General features: G+C 34.1%; 16 protein-coding genes. 5 read left to right on the top strand and 11 right to left on the bottom strand.

What is annotated here, in order from left to right; all coding sequences use genetic code 11:
• Positions 1 to 34: 34 nt before the first annotated feature.
• The gene (locus B9N71_RS00515; protein ID WP_065589853.1) at positions 35 to 595 is read left to right on the top strand and encodes a hypothetical protein; all 561 of its coding nucleotides are present in this window, start codon (positions 35 to 37) and stop codon (positions 593 to 595) included.
• A 118-nt stretch (positions 596 to 713) separates the two neighbouring features.
• Here the strand turns inward: B9N71_RS00515 and B9N71_RS00520 are convergent, their stop codons facing one another.
• From B9N71_RS00520 to B9N71_RS00535, 4 genes are all read right to left on the bottom strand, one after another.
• Complete coding sequence (locus tag B9N71_RS00520) at positions 714 to 1,241, bottom strand: STY0301 family protein (RefSeq protein WP_085163730.1); 528 nt, start codon at positions 1,239 to 1,241, stop codon at positions 714 to 716.
• A gap of 160 nt (positions 1,242 to 1,401) precedes the next feature.
• Entirely contained in the window at positions 1,402 to 1,890 is a 489-nt protein-coding gene (locus tag B9N71_RS00525; protein WP_034914955.1) for an STY0301 family protein, read from the bottom strand.
• A gap of 430 nt (positions 1,891 to 2,320) precedes the next feature.
• A complete protein-coding gene (locus B9N71_RS00530) occupies positions 2,321 to 3,058 on the bottom strand; it encodes a carbonic anhydrase (protein WP_034914950.1) in 738 nt (245 codons plus the stop codon).
• 392 nt (positions 3,059 to 3,450) lie between these two features.
• Positions 3,451 to 4,425: a hypothetical protein gene (locus tag B9N71_RS00535; protein ID WP_085163731.1), complete on the bottom strand. Its 975-nt coding sequence runs from the start codon at positions 4,423 to 4,425 to the stop codon at positions 3,451 to 3,453.
• 679 nt (positions 4,426 to 5,104) lie between these two features.
• Here B9N71_RS00535 and B9N71_RS00540 point away from each other — a divergent pair.
• Positions 5,105 to 5,653, top strand: a complete 549-nt coding sequence (locus B9N71_RS00540) for a hypothetical protein (RefSeq protein ID WP_085163733.1) — start codon at positions 5,105 to 5,107, stop codon at positions 5,651 to 5,653.
• Between the two features lie 112 nt (positions 5,654 to 5,765).
• Here the strand turns inward: B9N71_RS00540 and B9N71_RS00545 are convergent, their stop codons facing one another.
• The 3 genes from B9N71_RS00545 to mazG form a co-directional block, all read right to left on the bottom strand.
• Positions 5,766 to 6,458 (bottom strand): glutathione S-transferase family protein, encoded by a 693-nt coding sequence (locus B9N71_RS00545; RefSeq protein ID WP_208610394.1) that lies wholly within the window; start codon positions 6,456 to 6,458, stop codon positions 5,766 to 5,768.
• A gap of 96 nt (positions 6,459 to 6,554) precedes the next feature.
• Positions 6,555 to 6,995 (bottom strand): phage holin family protein, encoded by a 441-nt coding sequence (locus B9N71_RS00550; RefSeq protein WP_034913613.1) that lies wholly within the window; start codon positions 6,993 to 6,995, stop codon positions 6,555 to 6,557.
• On the bottom strand, positions 6,988 to 7,803 hold the full coding sequence (gene mazG, locus B9N71_RS00555) for a nucleoside triphosphate pyrophosphohydrolase (protein ID WP_065589849.1): 816 nt from the start codon (positions 7,801 to 7,803) through the stop codon (positions 6,988 to 6,990). Before mazG ends, B9N71_RS00550 begins: the two co-directional genes overlap by 8 nt.
• A gap of 214 nt (positions 7,804 to 8,017) precedes the next feature.
• Between mazG and B9N71_RS00560 the strand changes: the two genes are divergently transcribed.
• Both B9N71_RS00560 and B9N71_RS00565 read left to right on the top strand, forming a co-directional pair.
• Positions 8,018 to 10,021, top strand: coding sequence for an OPT family oligopeptide transporter (locus B9N71_RS00560; RefSeq protein WP_085163734.1), 2,004 nt, complete (start codon positions 8,018 to 8,020; stop codon positions 10,019 to 10,021).
• Between the two features lie 143 nt (positions 10,022 to 10,164).
• Positions 10,165 to 12,087, top strand: a complete 1,923-nt coding sequence (locus B9N71_RS00565; protein ID WP_085163736.1) for an ABC transporter ATP-binding protein — start codon at positions 10,165 to 10,167, stop codon at positions 12,085 to 12,087.
• A gap of 67 nt (positions 12,088 to 12,154) precedes the next feature.
• Here the strand turns inward: B9N71_RS00565 and B9N71_RS00570 are convergent, their stop codons facing one another.
• Positions 12,155 to 12,727, bottom strand: coding sequence for a TetR/AcrR family transcriptional regulator (locus B9N71_RS00570; RefSeq protein WP_065560458.1), 573 nt, complete (start codon positions 12,725 to 12,727; stop codon positions 12,155 to 12,157).
• Positions 12,728 to 12,907: 180 nt separating this feature from the next.
• On the opposite strand from B9N71_RS00570, the gene B9N71_RS00575 reads away from it, so the two are divergent.
• The gene (locus tag B9N71_RS00575; RefSeq protein ID WP_085163737.1) at positions 12,908 to 13,459 is read left to right on the top strand and encodes an HPP family protein; all 552 of its coding nucleotides are present in this window, start codon (positions 12,908 to 12,910) and stop codon (positions 13,457 to 13,459) included.
• Positions 13,460 to 13,676: 217 nt separating this feature from the next.
• Here B9N71_RS00575 and nusG read toward each other — a convergent pair whose 3' ends face one another.
• The 3 genes from nusG to B9N71_RS00590 all read right to left on the bottom strand — a co-directional run.
• Positions 13,677 to 14,222, bottom strand: a complete 546-nt coding sequence (nusG, locus tag B9N71_RS00580) for a transcription termination/antitermination protein NusG (protein WP_034913625.1) — start codon at positions 14,220 to 14,222, stop codon at positions 13,677 to 13,679.
• A gap of 1 nt (position 14,223) precedes the next feature.
• Positions 14,224 to 14,625, bottom strand: a complete 402-nt coding sequence (gene secE / locus B9N71_RS00585) for a preprotein translocase subunit SecE (protein ID WP_034913628.1) — start codon at positions 14,623 to 14,625, stop codon at positions 14,224 to 14,226.
• Positions 14,626 to 14,759: 134 nt separating this feature from the next.
• The coding region (locus tag B9N71_RS00590; RefSeq protein ID WP_503100222.1) for an EF-Tu C-terminal domain-related protein at positions 14,760 to 15,159 on the bottom strand (400 nt) is incomplete at its 5' end.

Raw genomic sequence — 15,159 nt, forward strand, 5'->3', positions numbered from 1 at the left:
TTAAAATTCAAATAAAATAAGATAAGGAAATAGAATGATAACAATTAATATGTTAACTCAGAATAAAAAGCTATCTGATTTTGAGGATGTAATAGAAATCTTTGATAAAATTTATGAATATATACCTTGCGAATCTGATCTAAGCACAAAGCTGGATCGCGATGCCTTTTATGCTTTTGTTGTCATTCATACCATCAGCCACTGGCAAAGTGATGGTTGGTGTAATCTTTTATGGAATTATGCTACAGCAAAATATATCGTACCCGCAATGAAAGCGGTAAATTTACCACAAATTGCAGATGCTTTTGAACAAGTAGAACAAACTTATCCCTTTTCCTATTCAGAATGTGAAAATGAAAAAGAATTATGTAGTTTAGCCAATTTTATTGAAAACCCACGGCAAAAGCGCAAATATATTTCTTCAGAAAGATTATTAGCCATTTCGGAAGAACAACGTCAAACCTACTCAAAAAATTTTATCACTAAATTAAAAATATTAGATGATCTGGTTACACCTTTATGGGATTATCAAGCACCAGAACAGGAAGTCTGGCGACCTGTCATTCATTTTATAAATCAACATATACAAAAGTAATCTATAACGATCTAATCCCAAAAAATTAAGGGGGGGCACAACCGACCATCTTAATTAATCTTTAATGGACAATATTTTGTGGTAAATTTGAACACATTCCCGAATATCCAAACTAAAATTATTTTACCTTTTCAGCGCTACACACTAATTTAGCAAGTGTTCCTTGTTGCTGATCTTGGGTATAAATTGCCCAACAAGTTTTCAGCGAGGCATCAATAGGCTTTATCAGTTGTACTTTGTTATTATAGCTATAATTGCAGCTAGCCCAAAAGCTCAATTTATTGGTATCATTACTACCATCTAACAACCAAACTGCCTTATATTTTTTCCCATTTATTGTCGCTGGCTTAGGTTTTATTTGTTTTGCGGAATCGGCTGATTTTCCTGAATATACTTCTACTTGATTTAGTCGACGTAAAGAAGTACTGTGAGCAATATCTTCTGGCAAAATTAAACTATCAATTTTTTTCATATCATAGCCTTCTTCAGACACTTCCCAACCATCAGGTACAACTTCTAAATCAGGTTTAGAATATTTTATTGTTACCGATTCGGGACAAACTATCTCTTCATTTGCGTTAACTGAATCACAAAAACTTGCCCCTATTATGGCTATTGTTGCTAAATTTAAAATTTTATTTTTCACGTTTTCTATTCCTAATTAATCGTATAAAAATAAGATGATTTTGACTAATTAACATCATCTTATTAAAAAAAATGCATTGACTATTAGCTATCCAAGCCAAGGTTATTTTTACTGTCTAATTTACTCACTGTGAAAACTTAAACTAACTTTATCATCACGTTTAATAAAAAGATTGTGGACCTTCATGTATTTTTTTATCGCAATTTAGTTTTACTTTCATTTTACCTTTTGCATCTTTTGAAGTTATTACCCAACAAGTTTTCATGGTCGAATCGATACGTTTTATCAGGCGAACTCGATTAAATGAATAAGAACAATTAAACCAGTAGCCAGTATCATTGGATGTATTATAACTAGTATCAACATGCCATGAATGTTTATATTTTTTACCGTTAATAGTAATTGTAAAAGGTATCATCTGTCCTAAATTCACTGGTTTACCAGAATATACTTCACCATCATCAACCTGCAAAAACTGATTTTTTTGTTCGAATATTTGCCACCCTTCAGGCAATATTTCTAGTTCCGTCGGAATGGATTTTACTTGAACTGAATCGGGGCAAGTTATCTCATAAATTGCGTTAACCGAAAAGGACATGCCAAACCCAGCTAATAATATTACTGTAATAGTAAAAATTTTATCTTTCATGTTAACTATTCCTTTTTAATCATAAAACGTAATTTTTATTGGAAGATAATATAACTTTTTTAATAAGTTAATTCATTAATTAACTGCATTATCTAATCGATTATTGATTAAGTATTATTACAAACCTAAGTTGTATTTTTAGTTTATTCTAGGGATTTTTAATATTGTTATATTAGCAAACAAGATAATATCCTATCGTTAGAAAACTTTTCTTTGCTAGCTTAATTTAAATATAATCGCCTTCATCAATTAAGAAAGACAACGATAGTTAAGTGAACTAATTTAAGCTAACTAATAGTATTTATAGAATATGAGTTGTGACTATCAAGGCAGAAAATTACTTAAAAAATAAGCGATATATCTTACTTGTTGATAGATAATAAATGCACAAATTCAAGGCTCTATTCACACTAAACAGAGCCTAGAAACACTAATCAACAATCACTCGCCCATTCAAAGGTTGCGTTGGACGATTATTGTTGTGATGCATGATTGAGTGGAATTTTTCGATTTGTTCAGCAGATGCACTGCTTTCTTGTTCTAACACAATCCATCGAACGCCTTCAGTACAAGGTGGAGTTGTTAGTGAACCGCTAAAGCGGTAAAAATCCAATCTATTTGGCAATAAAGCCTTAATATCGACTGATTGAGATAATGTGGCGGTACTGCCTTCGTCTTCTGGCATTTGTTGCCAAGCTTTCGCTAATTCAGGATTAGGTTTTCCTTTATTAAACATCAAGGCAACAACCGTTAAGTCGCCATTTTTGTTTTTATAAACAAAATGAGCTTCCATCGGGAAGTATTTGCCTTTAATTTTATTTTCGCTTGGCGTATGAAAATGGAATTGTTGTAACGTAAACAGCTCGTTGTCAATTTCAAGCGTATTGCCATCATTAACATTAACTTGAATTGTATGACCGTTATTAATGATTTCCTGCTTGCTTAGTTTAAACGTCAGTTTAAGTTTATCGTGGTGCGTTTTAAAAACATGTTCAATGTTAATTGGTGATTGATTTTTTCCTGTTTCGCAGGTTGAAAACTCTGGCGAAAGGTGTCCCCAATTTTCTGGATTATTTTCGCCTTCATAACCCCAATGAAGGGCAGGTTCTGTTGCAGCACAAGATAGACTGGTAACCATTAAAGCCACAATTATTGCATTAAATTTCATCTTGGTTTTACAGCTAGAAAGTGATTAATGGAACCAAATTATACGCCACAAAAAATTACCTTACTAGAATCGTATATCATCACTTTTTAATATTTTTATAAAAAAAATGTTTGACATTTAAACAAAAAAGTAAGCTACAAAATAACCTGTTTTATTTGTTGCTAATTTTACTCAATATTTATTATGATAATATTTAATTATATTAAGTTATCATTGCTTTGGCATCATCAGTCAGAAGCTTTTTTGACTTTTAGTCATTAAAATACTAGCCTCGCAGGCTTTGCCAGCTCGGCGCCCCAACTTGCGCGGGGGCTTTATTCTTGTCTATATTGTCCCCTCAAGCACCATAACCTCCCCCCGCGCCCTAAGGATTAAGGGCTAAACGCTAAAAACTAAGGTGCGGTGCACATAGTGTAAATGCCAAGGTCGGCTTGGACGGGGAAGACGTTGCCTTTGTAATCAAATTCGTCGTTGTTGCCCGAGGCGACAGCGAATCGATAGATACCTTCTATACCTCCTGCCTCGTCGCTTGTCCAGTAGCTTTTGACGGAGTAGGGCTTGGCGTCGATGAAGTTCGCATCAGCGTAGTAGCCCACGTCGCCCCACTCCGTGAAAAATCCTGCACCTATGTAACGCATGTAAAACGAAGTTCGTGACCACGGCTTGGCGCCACGTACACCATGTATACAGGGGAAACCCGTGAGCTCACTACATATTGTATTGGTTAAATCGTTTACCCTCGGCATGCGATAACCCAAACCATTACACCATGCTGACGCCTCACTATAACGATCATATCTCAACCAATCCCCCCACCGAGGGAAGAACCACTGCCTCAATTCAAATCCATATTTTACTACCTCATCACCAGTATTAATATCTCTACCCACTAACTCAAACGTCTGTGGTAACTGCGGCATAACAATTGGGTTAGGATTCGGATTAGGCCATTGATTTCTTGCATCTGGACCTGTTAGCTTAACGCGTACAACTACTTCTCCTTTATCTTCTTGAGGAATCCACCTATCATTAGCTACAACATTTGTCACTGTTGCAGTGATTCCCCCCAAAGTAACGGGGTCCCATGTCAATTCATTTATATCTACTCCACTTATGAGTAAATCAAAATATAAATTATGCGCACCTGTAGTCGGAAAATTTAGGCTGTATGACTCAGGATTGATTGATTGTACTAAAAAGCCCTTATCAGGATTCCATATGTCAGCTGGGCCTGCGGAGAAGCCCGTACCCACATGTAGATTCGGCCTTGCATAATTGATAACTGGCGACGGTATTATTATTGCATCACTACGATTACCCGCTCGAGCCTTTTTACCATTCGCCTGAACATTCCATGACGATGACAATAATAACAGTGCTAATACTAGCAAAGCTGTTTTAGGTGATTTGAACGATAATTTCGATAATTTCGATAATTCGTTGAGAAATAATTTGGAAGGTATAAATGAGCTTAGTGTAAAAACACGTCGAATAAGATTATTTAATAAATTTAAGACATAGGTTTGCCAGTGCTGGTGTCTGGTGTCTGGTGTCTAAAATGATAATGCATTATGGTTCACCTGTCAAGTAATTATTTGTTTTATTTAAATTTTTATAATTATTTGCTTATTTAATAAGCTTGTTTTCCTATAGCGATAAAAGTATAATCATTTTAAAAATTGTTGGCTAGTTTTTTGGCGGACTTTTTTGTAAAGAAATGTAAAGATGAAAATAATTCAACTTTAGGGATAGGGAATTTTTTGCACATTATCGACTGTCGATAACTAAAACTGTTTAGTATTTCAATCAGGGAGGTGTCGCTAGGCATTATGAAATTTTGCATAAAAATAACCTAATTTGGACAATATCACTGATATTATTAACTTGCGTAAAAGGCCAAAATGTTCTAAACCCTACTAAGCTTAAGAAGCATTAAAAAAATAAAAATGTTCAGGCTGTTATACGTTTAACTATAGGAATTAAAGCTTGATTATATTGAATATCTTTTTCAAAATATAATTTACACATAATACAAAGGAGGTATAGGTGTTATTTTCAATTACAAGATTTATTGCTGGCGGATGTTTGCCACTTTTGGGGGCCTTTTCTTTTTGCAGTTTTTTATTCAAAAATTATTATATTGGACTCATATTTATCATTATTGGCGTTTTAGCTTACTATCTGGTATTTATTAAATACACAAATATTATTATTAATAAACATATTAAAATTTTTAAAAGTGAGTTTAAGGATGAGTTTGTGCGTTCAAATTTTTATTGCGATAAAACCTACGAGAATTTTATGTATTTTGATCGAATGAACAAACAAATCTGTTTTACAGATAAAGATACAAATAAAATTGTAACAAGGCTTAATTATGATGATTTATTCTCAGCTAAATTTAATTCTCATCCTCATTTTACTATTAAATTTAATTTTCATTCTTATTTTATTATAGAATTTGATTTTCATCCTTATGTTATTATGAAATTTAAATTAATAAACCAAGAGATAGAAATTAAATTTAATTATTTTTCAAAAGATTATATTTCATTAAGAACAAGATTTTCTCGATTAACAACTATTTATGAATAATTAAGTTATTTAGACAGTAATAACGTTGCTTTTAGTGTACAAAGTATCTGTTTAGCCTCAAAGATTCGAGGCTATCACACGAGTAATTTAAAAATATCTTAGAATTTGTTAATTAACGGTGTAGACGATAAGGTTCATCCACCACAATAAAATCTTTTTCTTGCATTGCCTCACTTATCCATTCTTTAACACTATGAGTTTGACAAATAGTGTTAATGTAGTTGGTTAACGTTGCCGATGTTTTGATACCGAAATTTTTTAGCCTTAAACACATTGGTGCATAGAAAGCATCAGCAATAGTAAATTCACCAAATAAGTAGTTAGATTGAGGTAAATTAAAATTTAAGAAAGAAGATAATAATTCATCAACAAGAGAAATTTCATTTTTGACATCAGCATGATCACGTAAAATAATTTGCCCAATTTCAAAAAACTCAGCTTCAATATTCATTGGTAAATATTTTCTAATAGCAGAAAATCCTGAATGCATTTTAGCCACTAAACTGCGAGCATTAGCCCTTTTTTTAGTATCTATCGGCCATAAAGCTAAGTTGGGATGTTTTTCAGCCAAGTATTCACAAATAGCCAAAGAATCAGATATCACCACATCATTATCAACTAAAATTGGTACTGTACCATATTTCGATATTGAGGATATTGTTGCTTTAAAAGCAGATTTATCGTCAAGGTTATCAAATCTAACAAACTTTTCATCAAAAGGAATACCAAAGTGTTTCATTACAACCCAAGGGCGCATAGACCACGTTGAATAGTTTTTATTGCCTATATAAAGTTTGTAATTCACTTTCAATCTCCATCCAATTCAGTAATGTAAAGTTTGTTAATATTTATCTACTTGCTTAGTTTTATTGGTAAAGAATTTTAAGAATGATTATTTTTATTACAAATAAACCACATGAGTGCCTTTTTCGGGTTGAAAAGTAGCTTTGCCAAATTCATCTAAGAAATAAGCAATATGATCGGCTTTATCCCCTACTAATCGTCCTTTTACTTTGTTCCATGTCATGAGGACTATCATGGCATCAGGTTCACAGCAAATTAACATGGGTTGTTGAAATTCTTCGTTCCAATAAAACTCACCTCCGTATATTTTATGTGCGGTGAGCAATAAATAACATCCGTATTCTTGCGATATCATGTTGAGTTGTTCTTCTGGAATGCTAAAGTTTTTTTCAGCCAGTTCACTGATGATCATTTCAACAACCGTAATACTTTTTTCAGAGTAATCGAGCTGATTAATGCTCCATTTTGGACTATTTAATATCGCATTTTGTGCCCATGCTTCGATCTCTTGATATAATTCATTTTTTTGTTCAGTCATTTTTATTCACTTCGCTATTGAGTTTAATCTGTTCTAATTGCTTAACACTTTGCCACGCGTCTTCCATTTGTTCAAGCGTTGCATCAATTAAAGATAAGTTTTTTTGTTTGAGTATCGATTCTACTTGTTGAAATCGTCGGGTAAATTTTTTATTGGCTTGCTGTAAACAGAGTTCTGATTTAACCTTTAAATGTCTAGCTAAATTGACAGTCGCAAACAATAAATCACCAAGTTCTTCCTCAATTTTTTGTGGATCTTGTTTAGTGCGTTCTAATTCTTGCTCGACTTCACCAATTTCTTCTTTTACTTTATCAAGCACAGGTTTTATATCATGCCAATCAAAACCAACCGAGGCACAACGCTTTTGAATTTTTTCTGCTTGCATTAACGCTGGTATTGCTTGGGGTATATCGTCAAGCAATGAGTATTGCGCTTTTTGGTCTCGTTCTTTTTGTTTAAGTTGTTCCCAGTTAGTTTTTTCATTCTTTTTTTCAGTAAAAATATGAGGATGACGATAAACTAATTTATCTACAACCGATAAACAAATCTCATCAAAATTAAAGCTTCCTTGTTCTTGGGCTAAATCAGCATAAAAGACAATGTGAAATAGTAGATCACCAAGTTCTTTTTTTAGCTCATCCATGTCTTGTTTATCAATTGCATCTAAAACTTCATAGGTTTCTTCTAAAGTATACGATTTTAGTGATGCAAAAGTTTGTTGCCGATCCCATTGACAACCATTAACAGGATCACGAAGTTGTTTGGTTATGGCTTGTAAGCGTTGTAATGCGTTCAAAATATCTCTCATAAATCAATCATTGATTGAACTATTGTAAATGGTTTCATAGCAAAACGGTTACTCTTTTAAACATTGGCGCTTATATATTTTGCTATTATTGATAATTATTTCACCAAAAATAATAATATAAATTGTAAAAATAGCCTTAAAGACGGAACTTCTAGCCGATAAATGTGAATTAAGTATATAATACCTGCTTATTAATTTAACGTTATTAAACAATATGAATAATTTACGCGAGCTTACTTTAAGAGGTACCATTCTCGGCGCTCTTATTACTGTTATTTTTACTGCATCGAATGTTTATCTTGGCTTAAAAGTTGGATTAACTTTTTCGTCAGCAATCCCTGCTGCAGTAATTTCAATGGCTGTATTGAAACTGTTTTCAGGTTCAACTATTTTAGAGAATAATATGGTGCAAACTCAGGCATCAGCAGCTGGCACTTTATCTTCAATTATTTTTGTGCTACCAGGGTTGTTAATGATTGGTTATTGGCAACACTTTCCTTTTTGGCTAACCTTTGCAATATGTGCCGCAGGCGGAATGCTTGGGGTTTTATTTTCAATTCCTTTACGTCATGTAATGGTCGTTAAAAGTAATTTACCTTATCCTGAAGGTGTGGCTGCCGCTGAAATTTTAAAAGCTGGATCTAAAACCGATAATAATGAAGCTAATGATGGGCTAAAAGATATTTTATTTGGTGGCGTGATTGCATCCATTGTTAGCCTTTTTACTAATGGTTTTCGTGCGTTATCAGAAAGCACTGCTTATTGGTTTACTGCTGGTAAGTCTATTTTTCAACTGCCTATGGGGTTCTCATTAGCTTTACTTAGTGCTGGTTATTTAATCGGAATTATGTCTGGAATTGCTATTTTAATTGGTACTATTATTGGTTGGGTATTTGGCGTTCCAATTTTAAGTGCAATTACCGATTATGATACTAGTCAACCGTTATCTGAAGTTGCTATGGGATTTTGGGCAAAAGATATTCGTTTTATTGGTGCAGGGGTAATCGCAATTGCAGCCGTTTGGACATTACTCACGTTAATCAAACCGATGGCCGAAGGGTTAAAAATCTCGTTTAAAAGTATGCGTTCAGATGCGTCTGACAGTGATATTGCATCAACCGAGCGGGATTTATCACCTAAAACTATTTTAGTCATTATGGGCAGTATGTTAGCTATTTTGTTAGTGACATTTTATAGCTTCATTGGCAATAGTGGGTTATCAGCAGGCGTCGCTTGGACATTAGTTTTTTGCGCTGTATTATTTGCTTTTATTATGGGTTTTTTAGTGGCTGCCGCTTGTGGTTATATGGCTGGACTTGTTGGCTCATCAGCAAGCCCAATATCAGGAATAGCAATTGTTGCTGTGGTTGTCATTTCATTGATCTTATTAGGTTTAGGCGAAGCTAATGGTATGCTATCTTCTATTGAAGGTTCTAATTTTGCAACCGCACTTGCGCTCTTTACAACTAGTGCTGTATTGGCGATCGCTTGTATTTCAAATGATAATTTACAAGACCTAAAAACAGGTCATTTGGTTAATGCTACCCCTTGGAAACAACAAGTCGCATTATTACTTGGCTGTGTTGTTGGTGCAATTGTTATTGCGCCTATTTTAGAGATTTTATATAACGCTTATGGCTTTACTGGTGCTTTACCTCGCCAAGATATGGATGTAAGCCAAGTTTTAGCTGCACCACAAGCAACATTGATGACAACAATTGCTAAGGGAATTTTTGCTCATCAACTTGACTGGACGATGATTTTAATAGGACTTGCTTTAGGTGCTGCTATTATTATTGTTGATTTAATTCTTGCCCAAAATAAATCTAATTTTCGCATACCAGCTCTTGCTGTTGGGTTAGGCATTTATTTACCGCCAAGCATTACAACACCAATTATTATTGGTACTTTTTTATCATGGATAATTAAACGTAATGCGTACAAAAAAGCCCAAGCGCAAAATTTAGATCCAGAAGAACAATACAAAAAAGTTGATCGTAAAGCGGCGCTAATTGCATCGGGCCTGATTGTTGGTGAGAGCTTAGTTGGCGTGTTATTGGCTATTGTAATTGTGATTAGTATCACCAATGGCGGAAATGATGCTCCACTCGCAATACCGTTCGATTTAGGTATGTTACCGCAACTTTTAGGGCTTTTTGTTTTTGTTGGTATATGTACGTTCTTTATCCGTCGTGCTTTATCAGCAATTAAAAAATAGGCCTACGAATAATTAAATTTAAGCCCTTTTCGTTTCAACAAAGGGCTTTTTTTTAAATTGATTGTTTTATAACGTTCCTGATTTTAGATGATTAAAACAATTTTTATTAACCTACTTTATTTTGAATAATAGACATAAATATCATGATAGTTTTTGATTCGATCCAAGTGCGCCGTGGCGTTAACCTGCTATTAGATAATGCATCAGCAACCATTAATCCTCAACAAAAAGTGGGGTTAGTGGGTAAAAATGGCTGCGGAAAATCCACCCTTTTTTCGCTAATTAAAGGTGAAATCCAAGCTGATGCAGGCATATTGAGTGTTCCTTCTCACTGGCAACTGGCTTGGGTCAATCAAGAAACACCAGCCTTGGATATTCCTGCGATTGAATATGCGATTGATGGCGATCGTGAATATCGTCAATTAGAAAAGCAGTTAAATATTGCCAATGAGCAAAATAATGGTCAACAAATTGCGGTCATTCATGAAAAGCTTGATACCATAGATTCATGGACAATTCGTGCACGAGCTGCAACATTATTACATGGTCTTGGTTTTTCTAATGAGCAATTAATGTCACCCGTTAAATCCTATTCTGGTGGTTGGCGAATGCGATTGAATTTGGCACAAGCGTTAATGTGTCGTTCTGATTTATTATTGCTTGATGAACCAACCAATCACCTTGATTTAGATGCTGTCATTTGGCTTGAAAAATGGCTAAGCAACTATCAAGGAACTTTAATTTTAATTTCTCACGATCGTGATTTTTTAGATCCTTTAGTCAATAAAATTATTCATATTGAACAAAAAAGTTTATTTGAATACACTGGTAACTACTCCTCATTTGAGATTCAACGAGCTACAAAGTTAGCACAACAACAATCTCTCTATGAAAGCCAACAACTTAAAGTTGCACACTTACAAAATTATATTGATCGATTTAGAGCCAAAGCAACAAAAGCTAAACAGGCGCAAAGCCGTATAAAAATGCTAGAAAGAATGGAACTAATTGCACCTGCGCATGTCGATAATCCATTTCATTTTAATTTTAAACCATCAGAATTCTTACCAAGTCCTTTGTTAAGGATGGAAAAAGTTGTAGCGGGTTATGATGATAAAATTATACTAGAAAAAATTAAGCTTAATTTAGTCCCTGGTTCACGCATTGGCTTATTAGGACGCAATGGTGCAGGTAAATCAACACTGATTAAATTGCTAGCTGGTGAACTTGCACCTAAAGAAGGCCATATTAATCTCGCTAAAGGTGTTCAATTAGGCTATTTTGCTCAACATCAATTAGAATATCTACGCCCCGATGAGTCACCACTTTGGCATTTAACGCAACTTGCCGAACCGAAAAATACAGAGCAAGAACTACGTAATTATTTAGGTGGATTTGATTTTCAAGGCGACAAAGTCACCGAGCCAGTTAAAACTTTCTCGGGTGGTGAAAAGGCGCGACTTGTTTTAGCTTTAATTGTATGGCAAAAACCGAATCTTCTTTTATTAGACGAGCCAACCAATCATTTAGACTTAGATATGCGACAAGCGTTGACTGAAGCGCTAATTGATTTTGATGGTGCATTAGTTGTGGTGTCACATGATCGCCATTTACTACGTTCGACCACCGATGAATTCTATTTAGTCCATGATCATAAAGTGGAACCTTTTGATGGTGATCTTGATGATTATCAAAAATGGTTAGCCGAAGCACAAAAAAATGATAACCAATCAAATGACGAAATAAATTCACCAAAAAAAGAAAATACAAGTAATATATCAGCTCAAGATCGTAAAGAGCAAAAACGTAAACAAGCTGAATTACGTGCACAAATGCAGCCAATAAAAAAACAGTTACAAAAAGAAGAACAGATGCTTGATAAATTAACCCATCAATTAAAGCAAATTGAAGAACAACTGTCTGATCCTGCAATCTATGATGCGAGCAAAAAAAACGAACTTACAACTTTGTTACTAGAGCAAAGCCAACTTAAAAATCAATTAGAAGAAACAGAACTACAATGGTTAGAATTACAACAACAATTGGAATCGTTTAACTTAGATTAAATTGATCATTTCGGTTAATAGGCTTGAGGTAATGGCTATCCATTGTCTATAAGCCAGCTATTTAAATTCATAGGTTATCCTCGCCAATGTTATCGACGATATCATAGATGTACATTTTTGCCTGTTCAAAATCATATCCCTCAATACCAAAAACGGATGTGCAAGATATCATACCTTCAAGTATTAACATAATTAGGCAAGATGCTTGTTCACATGACTTTGTGCCTCCTAGACATTCAAAAATCCTATCTTGAATCCACTTTTTATGTTCACTAACAATAGCGCATATTTCTTCGCTTTTATTGTTATATTCAGACTTGGCTCGTACAAACATACAACCACGGTAATTATCATTCTTAAACCATTTTATATGCCATGAAATAATTGCATTGATTTTGTCTTTTTTTTCAGAAAAAACAGCGATAACATCTGTAAGTGATTTTTTAAAACAATCATTCCGCCTAAGTAACACTTTACTTACAAGCCCATTTTTGTCACCAAAATATTTATATAATGTTCTTTTTGATACACCTGCATTTTCTGCAATAAGCTCTAAACTAACAGGATGATAACCATATTCATTAAACAGCGATTCAGCCGCAGCAAGTATCATATCAACAATTTCAGGCTTCAATTTCATTTTTTATTATTTGTAATTGCTAGAATATTTTTGATTCTATCACAACAACTCTAATATAGTTAATTATAAATAATGTTTGACCTTTATAGTTAATAAATATACATTAAGTAAACGATACAGTTTACTTAATAGACTTACTAGTTTTATTAAAATCCCACATTAACCAAACAGGAAAGATTTATGCTAGAAAAATTAAAAGGAGGAGAGGTGATGTCACCTAAACCTAACGCAGTAGCTATATTGAGAGGATTTATTGGGGGTACTTTAGGGATTTTAACTTTGCTCGTAATCACTCAGTGGGGAGATACATTAGCAATTATGGCTCCATTTGGTGCAACATGCGTCTTGTTATTTGCTGCACCTAAATCTCCATTAGCACAACCAAGAAGTGTTATAGGAGGGCATTTTATTTCGTCTTTTATAGGTGTGTTGTTCATTAATTTATTTAGTAATGGAATTATACCGATAGCATTAGCAGTTGGGACATCTATCGCATTGATGCAGTTACTACGTGTAGTTCACGCTCCAGCTGGTGCAAACCCTATTTTAATCATGATGTCTGGAATTACTGACTATTCATTCTTGATAACACCAGTACTTATAGGTTCAGTTTTATTAGTCATGGTTGCTTTAATAGTTAATAATATAGGAATCGAAGCACGTTGGCCTAACTATTGGTTGGGATATCACTTTGATATGGGTAAAAGAATAAAAAAATCTAAAAAAGAATAGATTACCTGTATTATATTAATAATAAATTAAATTATGATTCTATAGTGGTTTTATCTACCTTGGCGATTCACTTTAATAAAATATATTGGCAATAGAACTATTATTCTCAAATTTTCTAAAGGCATTATATTTCTTTCATAAAAACAAAAACCACAAGATAGACTCTTGTGGTTTTCTAAAAGATACAGCTAATTCAGTGAAAAACTATATCAAAAGATTAGCTTTTTTCAACTTGACTAAAATCTAGCTCTACAGGCGTTGAACGTCCAAAAATAGAAACCGATACTTTTAAGCGACTTTTTTCGTAATCAACTTCTTCTACTACACCATTAAAGTCAGCAAATGGACCTTCGTTAACACGAACAAGCTCGCCTGGTTCAAATAGTGTTTTAGGGCGTGGTTTATCACCTATTTGTTGTAAACGATTCATGATAGCATCAACTTCACGTTGGCTGATAGGCGCTGGTCGATCCGAAGTACCGCCAATGAATCCCATTGTTCTTGGTACACTTTTTACTAAATGCCAAGTTGCATCATTCATCATCATTTCAACTAGCACATAACCAGGAAAGAATTTACGTTCACTTTTACGGCGTTGACCACTTTTCATTTCAACAACTTCTTCAGTGGGTACTAAAACTTCACCAAATGCATCTTCCATATTATGTAATTTGATGTATTCACGTAATGATTGTGCAACCCTCGCTTCATACCCAGAATAAGCTTGAATAACATACCATCGCTTTTGTTGTGTTTCGCTCATATTAACGCCCTATTGATGTTAAATAAAAGATGACTAAACGGAATACTGTATCCATCCCCCAAAGCGCTAAACCAACAAAAAGTGTAATAGCTGCAACAAGTAAAGTTGTTTGTGCTGTTTCTTTACGTGTTGGCCATACAACTTTTCTTAATTCTTTTCTAGATTCTTGTAAAAATAACAAAAATGACTTACCCATGTTTGTTGTAATCGCAATTAACAGCGTTAATAACGAAATTACAACAACTGCAATAATCCGAACGATTGTATTAGGTTGATATATATCATTTGGTTCAGCAAAATAAAAATTTCCCCAAACAACAAATGCAATCAATACTAAAACTAAACACCACTTAAATTTGTCTAGAATAGTATTTGAATCTTGACTCTCGTTACTTACTAGCATATAAAACCCATAATTATGTTATTTATAGTAATATCTATTTTCCAAAATGCTCTTTTATCAAAAACATTTTGCTAAACAGACTAGATAAGAAAGGGCATCTATTGATACCCTTTCTATTGGTAGCTAATACTAGATTATTTAATAACCCTAGCAACAACACCCGCACCAACAGTACGACCACCTTCACGAATCGCAAAACGTAAGCCGTCTGCCATTGCGATTGGGTGAATTAATGATACTGTCATTTTGATGTTATCTCCAGGCATTACCATTTCTACACCTTCTGGTAATTCGATAGTACCAGTTACGTCAGTTGTACGGAAGTAGAACTGTGGACGGTAACCTTTGAAGAATGGAGTGTGACGACCACCTTCATCTTTGCTTAAAATATACACTTCTGATTCAAAATCAGTATGTGGAGTGATTGAACCTGGTTTTGCAAGTACTTGACCACGTTCGATTTCTTCACGTTTTGTACCACGTAGTAATACACCAACGTTTTCACCTGCACGACCTTCGTCAAGTAATTTACGG

This window comes from Gilliamella bombi, assembly GCF_900103255.1.
Taxonomy (GTDB): Bacteria; Pseudomonadota; Gammaproteobacteria; order Enterobacterales; family Orbaceae; genus Gilliamella; species Gilliamella bombi.